15 protein-coding genes are annotated in these 20,281 nt (G+C 65.2%); 5 read left to right on the top strand and 10 right to left on the bottom strand.

What is annotated here, in order from left to right; translation table 11 throughout:
- Positions 1-98: 98 nt before the first annotated feature.
- The gene (locus tag OKW44_RS26080; protein ID WP_018419202.1) at positions 99-1,406 is read left to right on the top strand and encodes a solute carrier family 23 protein; all 1,308 of its coding nucleotides are present in this window, start codon (positions 99-101) and stop codon (positions 1,404-1,406) included.
- 62 nt (positions 1,407-1,468) lie between these two features.
- Here OKW44_RS26080 and OKW44_RS26075 read toward each other — a convergent pair whose 3' ends face one another.
- Positions 1,469-3,124, bottom strand: coding sequence for a Na+/H+ antiporter (locus tag OKW44_RS26075; RefSeq protein ID WP_018419203.1), 1,656 nt, complete (start codon positions 3,122-3,124; stop codon positions 1,469-1,471).
- A 322-nt stretch (positions 3,125-3,446) separates the two neighbouring features.
- On the opposite strand from OKW44_RS26075, the gene OKW44_RS26070 reads away from it, so the two are divergent.
- Positions 3,447-4,733, top strand: a complete 1,287-nt coding sequence (locus OKW44_RS26070) for an EAL domain-containing protein (RefSeq protein ID WP_018419204.1) — start codon at positions 3,447-3,449, stop codon at positions 4,731-4,733.
- 35 nt (positions 4,734-4,768) lie between these two features.
- Entirely contained in the window at positions 4,769-5,485 is a 717-nt protein-coding gene (locus OKW44_RS26065) for a copper homeostasis protein CutC (protein WP_020565941.1), read from the top strand.
- 17 nt (positions 5,486-5,502) lie between these two features.
- Here OKW44_RS26065 and OKW44_RS26060 read toward each other — a convergent pair whose 3' ends face one another.
- From OKW44_RS26060 to OKW44_RS26020, 9 genes are all read right to left on the bottom strand, one after another.
- The gene (locus tag OKW44_RS26060; protein WP_018419207.1) at positions 5,503-9,090 is read right to left on the bottom strand and encodes an indolepyruvate ferredoxin oxidoreductase family protein; all 3,588 of its coding nucleotides are present in this window, start codon (positions 9,088-9,090) and stop codon (positions 5,503-5,505) included.
- A 243-nt stretch (positions 9,091-9,333) separates the two neighbouring features.
- Entirely contained in the window at positions 9,334-10,311 is a 978-nt protein-coding gene (locus tag OKW44_RS26055; RefSeq protein WP_018419208.1) for an ion channel, read from the bottom strand.
- Between the two features lie 235 nt (positions 10,312-10,546).
- Positions 10,547-10,792, bottom strand: a complete 246-nt coding sequence (locus tag OKW44_RS26050) for a hypothetical protein (RefSeq protein ID WP_018419209.1) — start codon at positions 10,790-10,792, stop codon at positions 10,547-10,549.
- A 77-nt stretch (positions 10,793-10,869) separates the two neighbouring features.
- Positions 10,870-11,100 (bottom strand): hypothetical protein, encoded by a 231-nt coding sequence (locus tag OKW44_RS26045; RefSeq protein ID WP_018419210.1) that lies wholly within the window; start codon positions 11,098-11,100, stop codon positions 10,870-10,872.
- Positions 11,101-11,273: 173 nt separating this feature from the next.
- Positions 11,274-12,632 (bottom strand): IS110 family RNA-guided transposase, encoded by a 1,359-nt coding sequence (locus OKW44_RS26040; RefSeq protein ID WP_280784411.1) that lies wholly within the window; start codon positions 12,630-12,632, stop codon positions 11,274-11,276.
- Positions 12,633-12,864: 232 nt separating this feature from the next.
- The gene (locus OKW44_RS26035) at positions 12,865-13,773 is read right to left on the bottom strand and encodes a carbohydrate kinase family protein (RefSeq protein ID WP_018419212.1); all 909 of its coding nucleotides are present in this window, start codon (positions 13,771-13,773) and stop codon (positions 12,865-12,867) included.
- Positions 13,770-15,071 carry an AGE family epimerase/isomerase gene (locus OKW44_RS26030; RefSeq protein WP_018419213.1) on the bottom strand — a complete coding sequence of 434 codons (1,302 nt, stop codon included), beginning with the start codon at positions 15,069-15,071 and terminating at the stop codon, positions 13,770-13,772. The genes OKW44_RS26035 and OKW44_RS26030 overlap by 4 nt, the downstream gene beginning before the upstream one ends.
- Positions 15,068-16,054, bottom strand: coding sequence for a LacI family DNA-binding transcriptional regulator (locus OKW44_RS26025; RefSeq protein WP_018419214.1), 987 nt, complete (start codon positions 16,052-16,054; stop codon positions 15,068-15,070). Before OKW44_RS26025 ends, OKW44_RS26030 begins: the two co-directional genes overlap by 4 nt.
- Positions 16,055-16,424: 370 nt before the next feature.
- A complete protein-coding gene (locus OKW44_RS26020) occupies positions 16,425-17,450 on the bottom strand; it encodes a bile acid:sodium symporter family protein (RefSeq protein WP_018419215.1) in 1,026 nt (341 codons plus the stop codon).
- A 556-nt stretch (positions 17,451-18,006) separates the two neighbouring features.
- Here OKW44_RS26020 and OKW44_RS26015 point away from each other — a divergent pair.
- Together OKW44_RS26015 and OKW44_RS26010 are read left to right on the top strand one after the other, a co-directional pair.
- On the top strand, positions 18,007-18,543 hold the full coding sequence (locus OKW44_RS26015) for a hypothetical protein (protein ID WP_035470529.1): 537 nt from the start codon (positions 18,007-18,009) through the stop codon (positions 18,541-18,543).
- Positions 18,544-19,048: 505 nt separating this feature from the next.
- Entirely contained in the window at positions 19,049-20,134 is a 1,086-nt protein-coding gene (locus OKW44_RS26010; protein ID WP_018419217.1) for a porin, read from the top strand.
- The last annotated feature ends 147 nt before the right edge of the window (positions 20,135-20,281 follow it).

The raw sequence follows: 20,281 nt of genomic DNA, 5'->3' as shown, positions 1-20,281 counted from the left end.
CCTTATTGCTCTCCGTAAACTCGCGCGTAACTTTGCCGGACCCACGCCGCAGCGCGTGATCGGCACACACCACGCCGACCCTGAGGAGAATCCCCGCGATGGCCGCATCCTATTTCCCCCGCTGGCGCCGCCAGCCTGCCGTCGCCGAGGGCGGCATCGTCGGCATCGACGAACGGCTCGGGTGGCCGCAGATGTTCGCGATGGGCGTCCAGCACGTCGTCGCGATGTTCGGCTCGACCGTGCTCGCGCCGCTGCTGATGGGCTTCGATCCGAACCTGGCCATCTTCATGTCGGGGATCGGCACGCTGCTGTTCTTCGTGCTCGTCGGCGGGCGCGTGCCGAGCTATCTCGGTTCGAGCTTTGCGTTCATCGGCCTCGTGATCGCGGTGACCGGCTACGGCGGACACGGCGCGAACCCGAATATTGCGGTCGCGTTGGGCGGCATCATCGCGTGCGGCGTCGCGTACGGGGTGATCGGCCTGATCGTGGCGGCGGTCGGCACGGGCTGGATCGAAACGCTGATGCCGCCGGTCGTGACCGGCGCGATCGTCTGCGTGATCGGTCTGAACCTCGCGCCGATCGCCGTGCATGGCGTGAGCGGCAGCAATTTCGAGTCGTGGATGGCGCTCGTCACGGTGCTATGCGTCGGCGCGGTCGCGGTGTTCACGCGCGGCATGCTCCAGCGTCTGCTGATCCTGGTCGGCCTGCTGCTCGCCTACGTCATATACGCGATCGTCACGAACGGCCTCGGCATGGGCAAGCCGATCGATTTCTCGATCGTCGCGAACGCCGCGTGGTTCGGCATGCCGAACTTCATGTCGCCGGTGTTCGACCCGCACGCGATGACGCTGCTCGCGCCGATCGCGGTGATCCTCGTCGCCGAAAACCTCGGCCACATCAAGGCCGTCAGCGCGATGACGGGCCAGAACCTCGACCGCTATATCGGCCGCGCGTTTCTCGGCGATGCGCTCGCGACGATCGTGTCCGGCTTCGCGGGCGGTACCGGCGTGACCACGTACGCGGAGAACATCGGCGTGATGGCGGTCACGAAGATCTATTCGACGCTGGTGTTCGTGATCGCCGCGTTGATCGCCCTCGTGCTCGGCTTCTCGCCGAAGTTCGGCGCGGTGATCCAGACGATTCCGGGACCGGTGCTGGGCGGTGTGTCGATCGTCGTATTCGGGCTGATCGCGGTGACGGGCGCGCGCATCTGGGTCGTCAACAAGGTCGACTTCTCCGACAACCGCAACCTGATCGTCGCGGCCGTCACGCTCGTGCTCGGCGCCGGCGACTTCTCGCTGAAGCTCGGCGGCTTCGGGCTCGGTGGCATCGGCACCGCGACGTTCGGCGCGATCATCCTGTACGCGCTGTTGAGAAGAAAGCCGACGCAAGGGCCGGTGGCCTGAGCGTCTTTTATCGGCACTGGCATTTCAAGCGCCGGTGCAGGTGCCGATGCGGCAGCCAACTCCTACCTTTTGCGCGCGGTCAGCGCCGTCTCCGACAGATCCACCTCGCGCATCAGCTTGTTCAGCGTCTCGTCGTTGATGCGCTGGGTGTCGCGCAGGTCGAGCAGCGTCTTGCGCTCGGCGCGCATCGCCGCGAGCTTCATGCGGAATTCGAGGGCATCGGCGCTGCGCGCGAGTTCGCGTGGCGCCTGTTCGTCGTCGAGCGTCGCTAGGCGGCGGCGGTACAGGTCCATCACCCGCGCGGTTACATCGGTCGCATACGCCTGAGCCGATTCATCGAGGTCCGCGCATTCCGTGTCGTGCAGATGATCGACCGCGCGAATCGCCGACTGCGCGGCGAGCGTACGCGCGAGTGCTTCCTCGGCGGCGTGCGGGTCCTTGCCGCGCCGCCAGCCGCGCAGCAGCAGCGGCAACGCGGCCACCGCCACCAGCAGCGACACCAGGATCACGCCCGACGCGATGAAAATCGCGAGATCGCGTCCCGGCAGCGGCGTGCCGTTCGGCAGCACCTCCGGCAGCGACAGCACGCCCGCGAGCGTCACCGCGCCGCGCACGCCGGCCACCGTCGTCACCGACACCATGCGCAACCCGGGCACTGCGTTCGCGACGCCGTGCTTCGTCGCGCCGCGGCTCGCGAACCAGCGCAGCAGCCACACCCACGCGAAGCGCATCGCGTACAGCGCGAGCGCCACCGCAACGATATAGCCGATCAGCAGCGCGACCTGCGCGTCGTTGGTTTCGTGCGCGTCGAGCAGCGCGCGGCCGAGGATGTGCGGAAACTGCAGGCCGAGCATGATGAACACCATGCCGTTGAACACGAACTCGATCATCGTCCACGTGCTCGAGGCCCGCACGCGCGAGGCGACTTGCCATTTTTCCGTGATGCTCGCGTAGTTCATCATCATGCCGGCGGAGACCGCGGCGAGAATGCCCGACAGCTCGAAGCGCTCGGCGGTCAGGTAGGCGGCGAACGGGATCAGCAGCGTCATCACGACGCCCGGCGCGGGATCGCCTTCTTCGGTGAGATTCAGGAAGCGCGCGGACACGAAGCTGAACATCGCGCTCACCGCCGCGCCGACCGCGAGGCCGCCCACCGCGATGATCACGAAGCTCACCGACGCTTCACGCAGGGAGAACGCGCCGGTCAGCGCGGCGGCGATCGCGAACTTCAGCGCGACGAGGCCTGACGCGTCGTTCATCAGCGCCTCGCCTTCGAGAATATGCATCAGCTGCACCGGAATCTTGCCCTTACCGGCGATGCCGGACAGCGCGACCGCGTCGGTCGGCGACAACACGGCGGCGAGCGCGAATGCGACCGGCAGCGAGATCTGCGGCACCAGCGCGTGCACGAAGTGACCGACCACCAGCACCGTCATGAACACGAGACCGAGCGCGAGCATCAGGATCGCGCGGCGCGCCATGAAGAACTCGCGCTTCGGGATGCGCCAGCCGTCCGCGAACAGCAGCGGCGGAATGAACAGCAGCATGAAGATTTCCGGATCGAACGCGACGTGCAATTCGAGGCGCGGCCACGCGAGCATCGCGCCGATCGCGATCTGCACGAGCGGCAGCGGCAGCTTGAACGGCAGCGCGCGGGTCAGCATGCCGGACGCGGCGACGGCAAGTAGCAGGATCAGGACGGTAAAGACAATTTCCATCGTGTGTTTCGGGGGATGAAGGGGGTGTCCCGGGAGAGGGCGCGATGCGCAGGGTCGAGTGTAGCCCGGCGGCGCACGCAGTTGCCGCGAGCTTCGCCGCGACGCGGCCTGCGAATCCGTGCACCGCAACGGTGCGCGCGACGCCCACGGGCGGCGCACGAGCGCTGTCGCCGGTGCAATCTTTCGAGCGAGTTACAGCGCAGTGTGCGCCACCGCGCGCATGGACCTTGCTTAACCGGTAATGACGACGCACATTTTGAGAGACCATCGGCCTCGTTGCCGGTCGCGTTCGGACCGGCCGGCTCTCGCGTGAGAGGATTGCATGAGCATTGCGCAACAGGACAGGGCGGCGAGCATGCCGCACGGCTTCGAGGTCGAGGTGACCTCGGGCCTTCAAAGGTATTCGGTGCAGCACGGCGAACTGACGCTTACCAGCGTGTTCCAGCCGATTTTCAGTCTGTCGCACCTGCGCGCGGTCGGCTATGAGGGCTTGCTGCGCGCGCACGACGCGCTCGATCGCGCGGTGTCGCCGCTCGATGTGTTCGGCGAGGCCGCACGCCTCGGCGACGCGCTGCAGATCGATCGGCTGGCGCAGACGCTGCATCTGGAGAACTTCAAGGTGCTCGGCGCCGAGCGCGAATGGTTGTTCCTGAACGTGCACCCGGGCGTGCTGACCGACCCGTATCTCGCGGCCGCTTTGCTCGCCAATCTGCGGCGGCTCGATCTGTCGCCGCGGCGCGTCGTGCTCGAAGTGCTCGAGCAGAGCGCCGAAGATCTCGATCGACTTGCCGACGCGGTGCGCGACTTTCGCGAGCGCGGCTTCCTGATCGCGCTCGATGATTTCGGCGCCGGTCATTCGAACATCGAGCGGATCTGGCAACTGAATCCCGACATCGTGAAGCTCGACCGCGTCATGCTGTCGCATGCCGCGCATCGCGCCGACATGGCGACGATCCTGCCGGGGCTCGTGGCGATGCTGCACGAAGCGGGCAAGCTGGTGCTGATCGAGGGCGTCGAAACCGAGCACGAAGCGCAGATGGCGCTCGCCTGCAATGCCGACTTCGTGCAGGGCTTTTTCTTTGGCCGGCCGAATCCGGGTGTTGCCGATGCGATTCACGCGGCGGTCTGCATCGGCGAAGTCACCGAGCGTTATCGTGAGCAGGCCGAGGCACGCGAGCGGCGCAGCGCGAGTCGGCTCGCGCCGTATCTGCGCGCGTTCGAGCGCGCCGCGGAGCGTCTCGCAGCCGGTGAGCCGCTCGACGAGGTGTGCTGGAATTTCCTCGCGCTCGATCACGTGGCGCGCTGTTTTCTGCTCGACGCGAAGGGGCGCCAGGCCGGCCGCAACGTCGTGCTGCGCGCCGATCGCGCGGCGCACGAAACGCGCTTTCTGCCGCTCGCCGACGCGCAGGGCGCGAACTGGCTGCGTCGTCCGTACTTCAGCGTCGCGATCAATGCGCCGGAGCGCGTGCACGTGACGCGGCCGTATCTGTCGATCAACGAGGCGTTGCCGTGCGTGACGCTGTCGGTGGCAACGCGCGTCGGCAGCGAGACCTGCGTGCTGTGCGGCGATATCGACTGGGTCGAAGACGAACGCGACGCGCGCATCTGACATGATGTCGTTTTCGACGACACCAGGTTGCGCTCATGTCCGTGCTGCTCGAAGTGATTGCCACGACCGTCGCCGATGCGCGCGCTGCCGCGCAGGCCGGTGCCGACCGTCTCGAACTCGTGACCGCGATGGGCGAGGGCGGACTGACGCCGAGTGTGGGGTTGATCGAGGCGGTGGTTTCAGCGGTCGGCGTCCGGGCAGCCGGCGTGCCCGTGAACGTGATCGTGCGGCCGCATAGCCGCGCGTTCGTCTACGATGCCGACGACTACGCGGTGATGCTGCGCGACATCCGGGCCGTCAAGGCGGCCGGCGCGAACGGCATCGTGATCGGCATGCTCGATGCCGAGCGGGCGATCGACCGCGAAGGTCTCGCGCGCGCGTGCGAGGCCGCCGATGGACTCGCGATCACGTTCCATCGCGCATTCGACGAGGCGCGCGATCTGCGCGAAGCGCTCGACGTATTGCTCGGTTTCGAGGCGGTGACGAATGTGCTGACGTCGGGCGGACAGCCCTCGGTGCTGCGGGCGCAAGCGACGATCGGCGAACTGCTGCGGCAGGCTGCCGGCTCGCATTGCACGGTGCTCGCCGGTGCCGGCTTGACGGTCGATGCGGTCGCGGACTTCGTGAGCAAAACGCACGTCGAGGCCGTGCATTTCGGCTCCGGCGTGCGCGTGAACGGTAACGGACTCGCGCCAGTCGATCCGGCGAAGGTGATGCAGGTGAGGGCGCTGCTCGACGCGATGCAACGGTGAGCAACGCAACGAACCGCTTACTTCGCGACTACCACCGGAATGCCGCGCAATTGCCCGGCGCCCTTCATCTCCTCGAGCGACTTCTTCACCGCGACACCCGTCGCCGCATCGATGCCGAGGCGCGCAGCGAGGTCACGCTCACCACGCTTGACGCCCGCCAGATTCGCCAGCTTCACGTGCCCATACCCGCGCACGCGCGCATGCAGTTCAGCGAGTTTCGCGACGTCGTCGAGATGGCTCGCGTCGAGTTTCGCTAGCGCACGTTGCAGCGTGGCTTCGTAATCGCTCGCGAGCTCGCGCTCCATCTTGCGCTCGAGCGTGCGGCCGAACGGATCGAGCGCAGAGCCACGCAGACCGCGCCATTTCGCGAGCAGGCCGAGCACGGGCCACATCCACTGACCATAGGTTTTCTTCGTCGGCACGGCGCCGGGCTGCGCGCGCGTGAGCGTCGGCGGCGCGAGGTTGAAGCGGATCGTGAAGTCCTTGCCGGCGACGCCCTCGAACTGCGCTTCGAGCGCATCGCGGAACGCGGCATCCGTATGCAGACGCGCAACTTCGTATTCATCCTTTACCGCGAGCAGTCGGTAGAACGTGGTCGCGACCGCGCGCGTCACGCGCTCGCTCGCCGCATCGACGGCGGCTTCCGCGCGCCGCGCTGCATCGACGAGCGAGCGATACCGCTTCACATAAGCCGCGCCGCCATACGCGAGCAGCCGTGCTTCGCGATGGGCGATCAGCTCGTCGAGCGTATCGACCCGCACGCTCGGCTTCGGTGCGTGACGCGATTGCCACAGCGATTCGAGCGCGGCGGGATCAGCCGCGGCCATGCGCCCGATCGAGAACGCGAGCTGGTTCATCTGCACGGCGACGTTGTTCAGTTCGATCGCGCGCATCATCGCGGCGAACGACACCGGCACGAGACCGAGCTGCCACGCGAAGCCGAGCATCAGAATGTTCGCGCCGATCGTATCGCCGAGAAAACGCGTTGCGAGCGCTTGCGCGTCGCACGTCGACATACGCTCTTCCCCGGCCGCGTGGCGCATCTTGTCGATCAGTGCGTCGGCATGCAACGTCGCATCCGGGTTCTGCACGAAGCTCGCGTTCGGAATCGCATGCGTGTTGACGACGATGCGGGTGCGGCCATGTCGCACCGTCTGCAGTGCATCGGCACTCGCGCCGACCACCATGTCACAGGCGAGCAGCACGTCGGCCTGCTGCGTGTCGATGCGGACCTGGTTCAGCCATTCGTCGCGGGCGGCAAAGCGCACGAACGACAGCACCGCGCCGCCCTTCTGCGCGAAGCCCATGAAGTCGAGCACCGACGCGCTCTTGCCTTCGAGGTGCGCGGCCATGCTGATCAAGGCGCCGACCGTCACAACACCGGTGCCGCCGACGCCCGTGATGAGGATGTCGTACGGCGCGGCGTCGAGTTGCGTCGCGGGAATCGGCAACGCGTTGACGTGCGTGGCGAGCGCCTGCGGATCGAACGCGTCGCCCGCGGCTTTTTTCAGCGTACCGCCTTCGATGGTGACGAAGCTCGGGCAAAAGCCGTTCACGCACGAGTAGTCCTTGTTGCACGACGACTGATCGATGCGGCGCTTGCGACCGAGCGCGGTTTCCACCGGTTCCACCGACAAACAGTTCGACTGCACGCCGCAATCGCCGCAGCCTTCGCAGACTTCCTCGTTGATGAAGAGCCGTTTGTTCGGGTCGGGGAATTCGCCCTTCTTGCGGCGCCGGCGTTTTTCGGCCGCGCAGGTCTGGTCGTAGATCAGCACGGTCACGCCGTCGGTGTCGCGCAACTGACGCTGCACCGCGTCCATCTCGCTGCGATGGTGAAACGTCGTGCCCTGCGGAAACTGGCCGTGATGGCCGTCGTATTTCTCGGGCTCGTCGCTGACCACGACGAAGCGCGATACGCCCTCGGCTTCGACCTGACGTGCGATCTGCGGCACCGAGATGCTGCCGTCGACCGGCTGGCCGCCCGTCATCGCGACCGCGTCGTTATAGAGGATCTTGTAGGTGATCGTCGTGTTCGCGGCGACCGCCTGGCGGATCGCGAGAATGCCGGAGTGAAAGTAGGTGCCGTCGCCGAGATTCTGGAATACGTGGCGGGTTTTCGTGAACATCGAATGCGCGGCCCAGTCGACGCCTTCGCCGCCCATCTGAATCAGCCCGGTCGTGTCGCGCTCCATCCACGACGCCATGAAATGACAGCCGATGCCCGCCTGCGCGATCGAGCCGTCCGGCACTTTCGTCGACGTGTTGTGCGGGCAGCCGGAGCAGAAGTACGGCGTGCGCTTCACGCTGTCCGCCGCGTTCGACAGGATCTGCGGCGCGACCAGATCGACGACGCGTTCACGGCGATCGAGCGCCGGCTTGTGCTTCGCGAGCCAGTTCGCGAACACCGGGAGAATGCGCGACGGCCGCAATTCGCCGAGCGACGACAGCAGCAACGTGCCATCTTCGGCGTGCTTGCCGATCACGACCGGTCGTGTGCCTTGTGTGCGGTTGTACAGATAGTCCTTGATCTGTTGCTCGATCACTGGGCCTTTCTCTTCGATCACGAGCACTTCGGACAGACCCGACACGAACGCGTCGATGCGCGTCATCTCCAGCGGAAACGACAGTCCGACCTTGTAGATGCGCACGCCGGCCGCGTCGAGATCGGCGACCGTCAGATCGAGCCGGCGCAGCGCTTCCATCAGATCGAGATGCGCCTTGCCGCACGTGACGATGCCGACATTGGCGTGCGGGCTCGGCGCGATCCATTTGTCGATGCTGTTCATGCGCGCAAACTGGCGCGCCGCGTCGAGCTTCGCGTGCAGACGCGCTTCGATCGTAAGGCTCGGCAGATCGGGCCAGCGGTTGTGCAGACCGCCGGCTGGTGCTTCGAATTCCGGTGGCGGTGTCCATCCGGTTTGCAGCGCGTCGAGATCGACGGTCGAGCCCGATTCGACGGTCTCCGAAATGGCCTTGTAGCCGACCCACGCGCCCGAGAAGCGCGACAACGCCCAGCCATAAAGGCCGAATTCGAGCATGTCCGCGATGTTCGACGGATTCACGACCGGCATATGCCAGCCGATCATCGCGAAGTCGCTCTGATGCGGCATCGACGACGACACGCAGCCGTGATCGTCGCCCGCGACCACCAGCACGCCGCCGTGCGGCGACGAGCCGTACGCGTTGCCGTGCTTCAAGGCATCGCCCGCGCGGTCGACGCCCGGGCCTTTGCCGTACCACATCGCGAATACGCCATCGACGGTGCGCTCGGGATCGGCTTCGACGCGCTGCGTGCCGAGCACGGCGGTGCCGCCGAGTTCTTCGTTGATCGCGGGCAGAAAGCGGATATCGCTCGCGGCAAGCAGTTTTTTCGCCTTCCACAACTGCTGATCGACCATGCCGAGCGGCGAGCCGCGATAGCCGCTGATGAAGCCGGCCGTGTTCAGGTTGCGGGTCTTGTCGAGCGCGCGCTGCATCAGCGCGAGGCGCACGAGCGCCTGAGTGCCGGTCAGAAAGATCCGGCCGCGCGTCGCGATGAGATTGTCGGACAGCTTGTAGTCGGCGAGAGCGGGCGTGCCGTCGATGGGCAGGCGAGCGGTCATGGGGGAGTCTCCAAGGTTCTGGCTTCGCGCGCGGGCGGTGGAGTCACGGATGCCGCGTAGCGAAAGAGACTCTATTTTTTAGCGCTCGTGAGAGTGAATTATTTCTTCTTTAATCGGGCGTGCGCGAATGGGCGCGATGAGTCGCGCGTTTCGGCCCGCTTTTGAGCCGGATTTGCCACGCGGCGGCGCGGTTGGGGTATGCCCTGGGGTGTCGTGAGGCGGCGAATGGGACGATGGCTATTGCTATTGCGCCGTGTTCGCCGCGAGGTCCGGTTGGAGCGGTGCCGCATCGAGCGGCACGATTTCGTCGAAGTGCGCGTAGTCGATGTGGCTCACGCCGTCGCGCTCACTCATGATGTCGACGAACCGGTGCTGCCAGACGATCTGGTCGCAAGTCCACATGTGGCGCGCCTGCATGGTTTGCGACGTCGATTCGTCGATGCCTTCGAGCGTCAGCAGCAGCGACACGTCGCGGCCTTTCAACGATTCGGCGTTTTCGCCGAACAGCGGACTCGCTTCGTCGATGATGTGCATCAGCGTCCAGCCGAGCTTGAAGACCGGGTGCTGGTCGCGCACCAGCGCGAGGTCGTAGAGCTTGCGCAGCGTAAAGCCTTCGATCGAGGTCTCCAGACGCATGATGCGCAGCCGCGCGCGTGCCTCGGCGATCACGTTCTGACGCGCGTTGGCCGAGCGCACCATCAACGTCATGCGGCCGTCGATCGGCCGGATCACCGCGTAGCGCGCGAACATGATCTTCGCGTGCGGCCGCGAAAAGCGCGCGAAGATCAGCCCGGTCGCCAACGCGATACTCGACATACCGATGAAGATTTCGAGCGTCGCGATCCAGTGCGCGTAGACGGTTTGCGGATGCATGTCGCCGTAGCCGACCGTCGCGAGGGTTTCGACGCTAAAGAAGAACGCGCCGGCGAAGCCCTTCGGAAACTGATTCGCGATCGGAGCGTCGCCGAGCATGTAGAGCATGGCGAACACGGTGTTGAGCAGCAGGAACAGCAGCGCGAGCGACACGAAGAACCCGGGCCAGCGCACGCCGAGCGCGCGGTGATACAGGTCTTGCCACAGCGGCGTCGGCATGCCGTGCGCGATCACCACGCGATCGTCGAGACGCATTTCGCGACTGCCGCGCGCGCGGCGCCTCGGCGCGCTTGCGTCGGTGTCGGTGTCGCCGAGCGTGGAAAAACGGTCTGACGGTTCGCTTGCCATCACGCGCTCGTGGGGATGAAGACGTGCACAGCGTAGCATGGTGTGCATTGTGCGCGCTGCGCGAGTTTCCGCGCGGTGCGAAGGCGGCGCGGCGCGATGTATCGCCAGGTGCGAGGTTGCGCGATGCCGTCGTCGAAATGCTTCCGGGCGCGTCCCGGATTTCAGGCTGGGTCAGGTTGCATCACGCGCGGCGTGCGGGTTGGGCGCAGCCGCGCGCCACACCCACCCCCCGCCGTCACGGAAACACGCGCGGCTTCGGAATTCCCGCTCCATGCTCGATATCGTCGACCGCCTGCCGATGCGCACTTTCCACCGCTTCGGACTGCTCGGCATAACCCGCGTCGCCGCCGACCGTGGTCCACGCCTTGACGGCCTTCTCGCGATGACGGATTTCGTATTCCGCGTCCCAGCGCGCGCCACTGAGTTCGAGCGGACGAACGTGGATCGAATACACGCCGTATTGGAACAGCTGTTCAGCCATGATCGCCTCCAGCCGGCCGATCCGGCAGCGGCGCGCCGATGCGCGAGGACGCGCGACGCGCTGCCCCTTGGTTCGGCCTACAGTTCGATTTCCCCGAGGATACGATGTGCGAGCGCTTTGGCTTCTTCGAGCGCTTCTCCTGGCGTCGACGACGTCGAGTCGACTTCGTAGAGCGTGGTTTCCTGATCGGCGCTGGGTTCGCCTTCGTCGCGAGCGAGGGTGACGACACCTTGCCAGGCGTCATGTGCGACTTCTCTTATCGACGCGGTGGCCGTGTAGAGCCCTTTGGTGTAGGTGACGTCTTCCATGGCCTCGCTCCTTTTCGCAAAGGTTTCGATGTTTTCATCCTAGCACGGCGTGGCGGGATCGGTTCCCGCCCGGGGCGGCTTCGCGCCGCGCGACGTGCTCGACATCCGTTACGCTACGCGCGCCCCAGGGCAGCAGAATTACAGCGCCGCGTTTCCTGAGAAACTCCCCTGAGTCAGGTCGCTTTGGCCTGAAGGACATAGCCCAGGGACTCGGCCCGGCGCGTCAGGTTGTTCAGGACCCGCTGCCGGTAACGTTCCTCATAATAGGCTGCGCCTGGATCGACATATTCCATGCCGTAGCGCAGTGTGTTGTAGAAGAGCGCCGCGATCTTGCGTGCGGTGGCAGTGACGGCCTTCGCCTTGCCGATGCGGGCTGACAGCCGTCGGTAGAAGCCGCCCAGAGCGGTGTCGGTCCTGCCGACCGTGACGGCGGCGAGCCGCAACGCGGCAGCGGCCTTGCTGGAGGAGCGGCGCGTTTTCGAAGACAGGATCTTGCCGCCCGAGATCTTGTTGCCAGGTGCGAGGCACAGCCATGACGTGAAGTGCTTCACGCTCGGCCAGCGGGACATGTCGTTGCCGCATTCGGCAATGAGCTTGAGCGCCACGTAGGGTCCCAGGCCGTGAATCTGCGTCAGGTCGACACCGAGCATCCCGTACAGCGCAGCACGCACGTCGAATGAGAAGTCGTTTGACTGCTTGCCTCGATGTCGCGCTGCCGGCAGTGGCGCGGCGACGGGTTCGATGCCAGCCTGCAACTGCTTGAGCGCGATTTCGATCCGCTGATCGCATTGCGTCACCTGGGTCTGGTAGAAGTCGTACAGGGCCACGGCCTGGGTGAGCTCGAACACGTGCTCGGGCTGGTAATGACCGCCCAGCGCTTCACGGATTGTCTCGATGGAGGCTTTGCAGCGCATGTCGCGATGCTGTGCAAGGACATCGGTATCGCGCTCACCCGCGACGATCGCCCGGATGATCTTCATGCCGGTGACGCCTGTGATGTCCTGAACGACGTGATGCAACTGTACATTCATCTGCATCATTGCCTTCTGCATATGCTGGATATGGGACGCCGCATATTCCAGCAGGCGCTCCCGCTGCCGCAGATAGGATCGTAGCGTGGCCACGTCCTGTCGGGGGCGGAAGCTGGCGCGCAGCAGTCCGTACCGGTGCAGCTTCTGCAGCCACTGGGCATCGTTCACATCGCTCTTGCGGCCCGGTACGCTCTTTGCCTCCCGGGCGTTGACCAGCAACACCTCGAAACCATAAGACTCGAGGATTTCGAACACGGGAAGCCAGTAAATCCCGGTCGACTCCATCACGACAGTCGTGACCTTGACCTGCCTGAGCCACCTGGCAAGTTCGTGAAGATCGGCGGTGAAGCTGCGGAACGAACGCACTGGGTCCTCGGCGCATTCGGGTCCAACCGCGACCACGTGAAACTGTGCGCCGACATCGATGCCTGCGGCGTGCGGATTGACAACGGACATATCGGTGCGGCGAGCGACGGTTCGCCTCGGTTTGGGCTGTGCCATGTCTGGCCCTCCTGGTCATGGAAGTGCCAAAGGGCGGGACTGCGGTATCTATCACTTTCCTGAACGGGATCACCTCACGGTGTCACCAATGCCGGGTCCGCATCGGTCCCTGGACCATGTTTTTTAACGGGATGAGTCACCAGTAAGCGGACGGCCGCTCCCTTCAGCGTGGCCAGTGTAGGACTTGCCCGGAGTTTCTGCTCCTTGGGGAGGGCATGGCCCTTTGGATGTTTTATAGCAGCGCGACCACCTCGTCGAGCGTCGGCGCATGCGCGCCGGCGTGGCCGCAAGCCGCCGCGCCGGCCGCGAGCGCAAACGCGAGATGCTCGGGCCACCCGCGTTGCGGCGCGCTCATCAGGCTGAACAGCAGACCGCCGATCGACGCATCGCCCGCGCCGACCGTATCGACCACTTCGACGCGCGGCGGTTTCGCCTCGATCATCGCGGCGCCTTCTAGCAGCATCGCCGCTTCGGGGCCGCGCGTGACGAGCACGGTGGCGGCGGGATTCATCGCGCGCAGTTGCGCGAGCGCGGCGGCTTCATCGCTGGTCTTGAAGATCATGCGCAGGTCTTCGTCCGATACCTTGATCAGATCCGCAAGCGCGGCCATCTTACGCAGCGTCGGCTCGTAGCCGTGCTCCATCAGGTTGCGATAGTTCGGATCGAAGCTGATCTTCACGCCGTGCGAACGCAACTCGGCGGCGAGCTTCGCCAGTGTGTCGCCGAGCGGCTGACGCACGAGGCTGATGCAGCCGAAGTGCGCCCACTTCACCGCGTTCATCCAACCGGCGGGCAGCTTCGCTGGATCGAACGCGAGGTCGGCGCCGTTCTCGCCCATGAAGAAGTACGCGGGCGGATGCGTCTGATGCACGATCGCGAGCAGCGGCGGGCGCTCGACGCGCTGCAGGAAGCGCATGTCGAGGCCGGCCGCGACGCTCGCGTGCCACAGCTCGTCGGAAAAGTTATCGACGCCGAGCGAGCCCGCGCTCGCGGTCGGCAGGCCGAGCCGCGCGACGCAGCGCGCGACGTTCCAGCCCGCGCCGCCCGGACGCGACAGCCAGTGCGATGCGCCGGTGCGCACGAGATCGGTCAGGATGTCGCCGGCGGATATGAAAACGGGGAGTTCGGTTGTCGCGCTCATTGTGCTTTCTCCGCGGAAGCCGCTGCGGCGGGAGCGGCTGATTCAGCCGCAGCGTTTTCGCCGAGCGCATGGGCGAGCACTTCGTAGCACGCGCCCATCGTGTGATAGTCGGTCTTGCCGGCCGGGCTCTTTTCGTCGCTGTACTTGCGGTTGTCGCAGGTCAGGATGCGATACCACGCGCCGTACCTGTGATCGACGAAGTGCGTCCAGCAATAGCGCCAGATCTCGTCGTACCAGTCCCAGAAGCGCTCGTTGCCGGTGCGCTTGCCGAGCAGCGCGGCGGTCGCGAACGTTTCGGCCTGCACCCAGAAGTACTTGTCGTGATCGCACACGGTGCCGTCGGGGCCAAAGCCGTAGTAGAGGCCGCCGTGGTCTTCGTCCCACGCGTGCGTCATCGCGGCGTCGAACAGTTCGATCGCGCGCGGCAGCAGCCACGGCAGCGGACGGAAGCGTTCGAGAATCAGCAGCAGCTTCGCCCATTCGGTCTGATGACCGGGCTGAAAGCCCCACGGACGGAAGATGTTCGAGCTGTCCTCTTCGTTGTAGTGCCAGTCGACCGACCAGTCCGCGTGAAAGTGCTCCCACACGAGCCCTTGCGACAGCTTCGCCTGGCGCAGCGTGATATTCGACGCGACGCGCTCGGCGCGATCGAGATACACCAGATGACCGGTCGCTTCGTGCGCGGCGAGCAGCGCCTCGGTGGTATGCATGTTCGCGTTCTGCCCGCGATACGTGCTGACACGCCAGTCGGCCGACGCGTCGTCGGCATAGAGGCCGGCGGCGGCGTCCCAGAAGCGGTGCTCCATCAGTTCGAAGGTCGCGCCGATCATCGGCTTCGCTTCCTCGATGCCGGCCATCGCCGCGTGCGAGTACGCGAGCAGCACGAACGCGAGGCCGTAGCAGTGGCGCGTCGCGTCGAGCGTGCGCTGTTTGCCGTCGCGCCATTCGATTTCCCAGTCGTAGCCCTCGTGCTGCGAGTCCCAGTGCGCGTCGCGCAGAAAGCGCAGGCCGTGGCGCGTGTATTCGAGGTGCTTCGGGTCGCCGAACTGCCGGTATGCCATCGCGTAGTTGAACACGTAGCGGCAACTGCTGACCAGGTGGCGCGTGGTGCGGTTGTAGATCGAACCGTCGTCGCGGAAGAAGTGGTAGAAGCCGCCGCTCGGGTCGAGCACGTTCGGCGCGTAGAAGCGCAGCGTGTCCTCGATGTGCGTGAGCAGAAACTCGCGCTTGCGGAAGCTGGCGACCGGCGGCGCCTTCGCGGCGTCGGTGGAAAGTTGAAGCGGATCGGTTAGCGTCATGGCGTTTTCACCAAAGTACTGGCACGGGCAACGAGTTGAACGGGCAAGCGGACTTCGAGTTCGGCGGGCGAGTCTTCGAGCAGCAGTTCGACCCCGCGTCGGCCGAGCGCTTCCTTGTCGACCGCGATCGTCGATAGCGGCGGGGTAGCGTGGGCGGCGGCGGGGATGTCGTCGAAACCGATGATCGCGATGTCGTCGGGCACGCTGAGGCCGCGCGCGAGGCACACGCGCAGCGCGGCAAGCGCGGCGGCGTCGTTGAATGCGAATACGGCGTCGGGGCGCGGGCCCGGCGCGTCGAGCAGGCGCTGCATCGCGCGCGCGGCGCCGGTGTCGGGATCGAGCCCAGCGTCGATGTTCACTTCGAGCGACGGGTCGAACAGCAGTCCCGCTTCGAAGAACGCGCGCCGGTAGCCGAGCGCGCGCTCGGCGATGCTGAAATGCGCGAGCGAGCCGCCGATGAACGCGACGCGCTTGCGCTGCTGCGCGAACAGATGGCGCATCGCGAGCGTGGCGCCGCCGGCGTTGTCGAGATTGACCGAGCGCAAGCCCGGCGACCATAGATCGATCAGCACCAGCGGGCGTTGCATCGCGACCAGCGTGGCGAGCGTTTCGGGCTCGACGAAGCCGGCGATCGCGACGGCGTCGGGCGCATGCAGGCGCATCTGATGAATTACGTCCTCGGTCGGCCCGGCAGTCAGCACTGACGGCACGATGCCGCGCTCGCGGCACGCGTCTTCGACACCGTGCAGCACGTGCGAGAAGAACGGGCTCGCGGCGAAGTTGTTGTGCTGACGATGCAGCAGGAAAGTTAGCCGGCGGATGCGCGGACGCAACTGCGCCGGGTCGTAGCCGAGCTGGCGCGCCGCTTCGACGACGCGCTCGCGCGTGGCCTCGGAAAGGCCCGGCTGATTCTTGAGCGCGCGCGACACGGTGCCGATCGAAACGCTGGCCGCGCGGGCGACGTCGCGGATGGTTGTGGCCATCGAATGAAACTGCCGCGCGAGGCGAGGCAGCACGGGTTCAGGTCGGGCGATTGTATAGTAAAACGCAGCTGAAGCTGCCCGCAAAACGCCCGTATGACACCCGTAAATACCCGTATTTTATGGACTTATTTGAAATTAAAGTGTTTAGTAAAAACAACTAAACACCACGCGGGATGCCGTTTTCGAGACGGTTCGAGAATCGTCCTATGCCATCCGGCCGAGGCGACAGCGAGAGCGTTTGCGCGTGAAATAACGACAAAGGCCAGTGAAGAGCCAAAAGAAAAGCCGCCCGAAGGCGGCTTGCTTTACACGATCAAAACGACGCTCAGGGAGGGCGCTTATGAATGTCCTGTTTGCATTGCGTGTGTTTTCAACGGCGCGCGACGGCGGCGGCGGGTCGCCGCGCCGCGGCATTGTTCTCGCCGCTGAGGTCGCGGGCGCCCCAGCGTTGCGCGAGCGCGGCGCAGACCATCAGCTGGATCTGGTGGAACAGCATCAGCGGCAGCACCACGGCGCCGACCGCATGCGACGCGAAGATCACTTTGGCCATCGGCACGCCGGCGGCGAGGCTCTTCTTCGAGCCGCAGAAGATGATCGTGATCTGGTCCGCGCGGTTGAAGCCGAGCCGCTTGCTCGCGAAGATCGTCACGGCCAGCGCGAGCGCGAGCAGCACGGCGTTTACCACGACGAGGCCGCCGAGCGCCGACAGCGGAATCGTGTGCCACAGGCCTTCGGTGACGGCCTCGCTGAACGCGCCGTACACCACGAGCAGGATCGAGCCCTGGTCGACGAACTTCAGCACGCCGCGATTCTTCTCGATCCACTTGCCGATCAGCGGGCGCAGCAGTTGGCCGGCAACGAACGGCACGAGCAGTTGCAGCACGATGTTGCCCATCGTATGCCACGGCGACGCACCGCCGCTCGCGGCCTGATTCGTCACGATGACGCTGACGAGTGCTGGAGTGACGAAGATGCCGAGCAGGCTCGAGGCGGACGCGCTGCATACCGCGGCCGGCACGTTGCCCTTGGCAATGGACGTGAACGCGATCGACGACTGGACCGTCGATGGGAGCGTGCAGAGGAAGAGGACGCCGGCGTAGAGCGACGGCGTGACCAGCGGCGAGAGGACCGGTTTAAGCGCGAGGCCGAGCAGCGGAAACAGCGCGAACGTGCTCAGCAGCACCACGACGTGAAGGCGCCAGTGCGTCGCGCCCGCAATGATCGCCTCGCGTGACAGCTTGGCGCCGTGCAGGAAGAACAGCAGGCCGACCGCGATGTTCGTCACCCAGTCGAACCCCACGGCGGCCTGTCCATGAACGGGCAGGAAGCTGGCGAGGATCACGGTGCCGACGAGGCACAGGGTGAAGTTATCGGGCAGGAATTTCGCGCGGGCCATGTCGCAATCTCGATTCAATGAGGCGGTGTAAGCATGGGACGGGCCTGTCAGGGCGGGGTCCATGCCAATGGAAAGCGGCTATTGTTGTCGAAAACCGATTGAAAACACAAATTCATTTGCCGAATCGATTAATGAGGTTTGCGCATTGCCCCCCAATCAGGCCGAGGCCATTTGCGCGACGCGCCAGGTTTCAGTATTGGCGAGGTGCTCTCCCGCGACAAACCGTTTAACCGTTGACGTTGCAAGCGCCGTTTATTTGCAACAACCGGCGCCCGCGCGGACCAGGCGAAAACGCCGGCCAGCAAGCCGCCGAGGCGCGTCCGCATGAGGGCTCCGGCGCGGAAAAACGCCGCAGTAACAGGGCGTTACATCCACCGACGAGACCTAACACTTTTTGGCTCGACACCCTCTGCCCCCGACCATAAATTACTCGTTCAAACGCCGCAGGGATGCCCTGCGCCGCGACACGAACGCGGCGCTTTTCTCCTCCCGCAACAGGTCCATCGCAGCTCGAACGGTGGATTTCAGGCAAGTCTTCGGGCGTGAGAGTCACAAGGTGGACGGGTTGTCGAGAACGAGGCACTGGGCGTGGGGCGCGGTCATCGCCGTGCTGTGCTCGTTCGCCTATGCGAAGGGGACGGATGGGCCGCATGGCGGCGGTGCCGCCGCGGGCGGCGCTTATTCGCGCGACGCTGCCGGGCGCGCACCGCGCATGGAGATGCGTGGCGACGGCCGTTATTCCGGTGCGGGCGGCGCACCTGCTCCGCGCGGCTCGCACAATGCGACGGCTTCTCATGACGCACGCGCGCAGCGCGGCAGCCCGAGTATCGCGGACGCCAATTTCGGTTACGGCTTCGGCAGCTACAAGTCCGGCATGCGCCGTGTCGGCGATCCGTCCAGCTATGCGGGCGCGATCACGCCGGTCAGCGCCGAGTCGCGTCCGGTGCCGCATCCCCCGTCCAACATGCCGATACGCAACGGCTCGATCCGCGCCGACGTCGCCCGTTACAACGAAGAGCGTGGCGCAGCGCGCCCGATGCAACGCCCCGCCGACGATCCGCGGCAGCCGGGCGGTTCACCGTATCGGAATTAGCTGAGCGCGATTTCGCAAACCACCTAACCGCGACAACCGCGGTCTCGAAACCCGTCTTCCAGATCCCTTCCCGCGATCCCTCGCGCGGCTTCGCGCGCCTCCCTCTGCGCCGTAGCCCCGAATCTGACGTTTCGACGCCACACTTTTTTGAAAACACCCGGCATCGAAGTACCGGTCAGGGTCAAATCTTGGCATTCTGCCGCGTCGCGTCATCGGCCCGTCATTTAAGGCGTTCACGCACGCTGTGGCGCGCCGTTCGCCGCATGCCGCATTGCGTCCAGGGGGCGGCGCCAGTCCGCTCTGAAGCGTCGTATCAAGCCGATAACCGACCAAACTAATCAGACCGATATACCCGCAATAAGCAGCGATATTTTTGTTTATAAAAATGGTCCGCAAAGATGGAACCCGCCCAGATTGACTCGACGATCGAACGGATAACAACAACGTTTCGCGCGAGCTCCCCCTTTCGCACAGCCACACCCTTTTGACAAAAATTGGAGAATCCATGAACACAAGCCTCAGCAGCGCGCTGAAGACTACTCTCAAGGCCACCGCATGCGTCGCCGCGCTGGCGGGCGCGTCGTCGGCGTTCGCGCAATCGAGCGTGCAGCTCTACGGCCAGGTCGACGAATGGGTCGGCTCGCAGAAGTTTCCGGGTGGCAAGACCGCGGTGGTCGTGTCGGGCGGTGGCATGTCGACGTCGTACTGGGGCTTCAAGGGGACCGAGGATCTGGGCAACGGCTACAAGGCGATCTTCACTATCGAAGGCTTCTTCCGCGCGCAAACCGGCGAGTACGGCCGCTTCACCGGCGACACGACGTTCTCGCGCAATGCTTACGTCGGCATCGAATCGCCGTACGGCACGGTGACCGCCGGCCGTCTGACCACGCCGCTGTTCGTGTCGACGATCCTGTTCAACCCGTTCGTCGATTCGTACTGGTTCTCGCCGATGGTCTATCACGTGTACCTCGGCCTGGGCACGTTCCCGACCTACACGACCGACCAGGGCGTGACCGGCGACTCCGGCTGGAACAACGCGGTGTCGTATGCGACGCCGAACTTCAACGGTCTGTCGGCGACGGCGATGTACGCGCTCGGCAACACGACCCAGAATGGCGCGAAGAAGTGGAGCGGCCAGGTGCTGTACTTCCACGGGCCGTTCGCGGCGACGGCGGTGTACCAGTACGTGAACTTCAACAACGTGCCGGGCGACCTCGGCAGCTTCGAAACGTCGGGCGTGCCGGGTCTGCGCAGCCAGAGCGTCGCGCAGGCGGGCGTGTCGTACGACCTGAAGTTCGTCAAGCTGTACGGCCAGTACATGTACACGTACAACGACCAGCAGGTCACGAGCTGGCACGTCAACACGGGACAGGGCGGCGTCACGGTGCCGTTTGGGCCGGGCACGGTGATGGCGTCGTATGCGTATTCGCGTAACGGCGGCGGTTCTAACCAGACGCGCCAGACGGCGGCGGTCGGCTACGACTATCCGCTGTCCAAGCGCACCGATGTCTATGCCGCGTACCTGTATGACCACATCACCGGTCAGTCGAGCGGCAATACATATGGCGCGGGGTTGCGCGCGAAGTTCTGATCTCGGCCCACGGTGTCACCGCAAAGCCCGCGTTCCGCCCGGAACGCGGGCTTTGTCGTTTTCGGGTGCCGTCGAGTACGAGCGTTTGCTGCCGTCCTTTTGATAAACCCGGCAAAATGACGTCGATTGATTCCTGAAGCGAGCGAC

The organism is Paraburkholderia lebeckiae (assembly GCF_050436325.1).
GTDB classification, from domain to species: Bacteria; Pseudomonadota; Gammaproteobacteria; order Burkholderiales; family Burkholderiaceae; genus Paraburkholderia; species Paraburkholderia tuberum.
The sequence above is the reverse complement of the archived record's forward strand: the minus strand, read 5'-3'. Positions and strand labels throughout refer to the sequence as shown.

Bases quoted from the DNA above. Each gene is read 5' to 3' on its own strand.
- OKW44_RS26080 (WP_018419202.1), top strand. From the start codon at position 99: ATGGCCGCATCCTATTTCCCCCGCTGGCGCCGCCAGCCTGCCGTCGCC.
- OKW44_RS26075 (WP_018419203.1), bottom strand. From the start codon at position 3,124: ATGGAAATTGTCTTTACCGTCCTGATCCTGCTACTTGCCGTCGCCGCG.
- OKW44_RS26070 (WP_018419204.1), top strand. From the start codon at position 3,447: ATGAGCATTGCGCAACAGGACAGGGCGGCGAGCATGCCGCACGGCTTC.
- OKW44_RS26065 (WP_020565941.1), top strand. From the start codon at position 4,769: ATGTCCGTGCTGCTCGAAGTGATTGCCACGACCGTCGCCGATGCGCGC.
- OKW44_RS26060 (WP_018419207.1), bottom strand. From the start codon at position 9,090: ATGACCGCTCGCCTGCCCATCGACGGCACGCCCGCTCTCGCCGACTAC.
- OKW44_RS26055 (WP_018419208.1), bottom strand. From the start codon at position 10,311: ATGGCAAGCGAACCGTCAGACCGTTTTTCCACGCTCGGCGACACCGAC.
- OKW44_RS26050 (WP_018419209.1), bottom strand. From the start codon at position 10,792: ATGGCTGAACAGCTGTTCCAATACGGCGTGTATTCGATCCACGTTCGT.
- OKW44_RS26045 (WP_018419210.1), bottom strand. From the start codon at position 11,100: ATGGAAGACGTCACCTACACCAAAGGGCTCTACACGGCCACCGCGTCG.
- OKW44_RS26040 (WP_280784411.1), bottom strand. From the start codon at position 12,632: ATGGCACAGCCCAAACCGAGGCGAACCGTCGCTCGCCGCACCGATATG.
- OKW44_RS26035 (WP_018419212.1), bottom strand. From the start codon at position 13,773: ATGAGCGCGACAACCGAACTCCCCGTTTTCATATCCGCCGGCGACATC.
- OKW44_RS26030 (WP_018419213.1), bottom strand. From the start codon at position 15,071: ATGACGCTAACCGATCCGCTTCAACTTTCCACCGACGCCGCGAAGGCG.
- OKW44_RS26025 (WP_018419214.1), bottom strand. From the start codon at position 16,054: ATGGCCACAACCATCCGCGACGTCGCCCGCGCGGCCAGCGTTTCGATC.
- OKW44_RS26020 (WP_018419215.1), bottom strand. From the start codon at position 17,450: ATGGCCCGCGCGAAATTCCTGCCCGATAACTTCACCCTGTGCCTCGTC.
- OKW44_RS26010 (WP_018419217.1), top strand. From the start codon at position 19,049: ATGAACACAAGCCTCAGCAGCGCGCTGAAGACTACTCTCAAGGCCACC.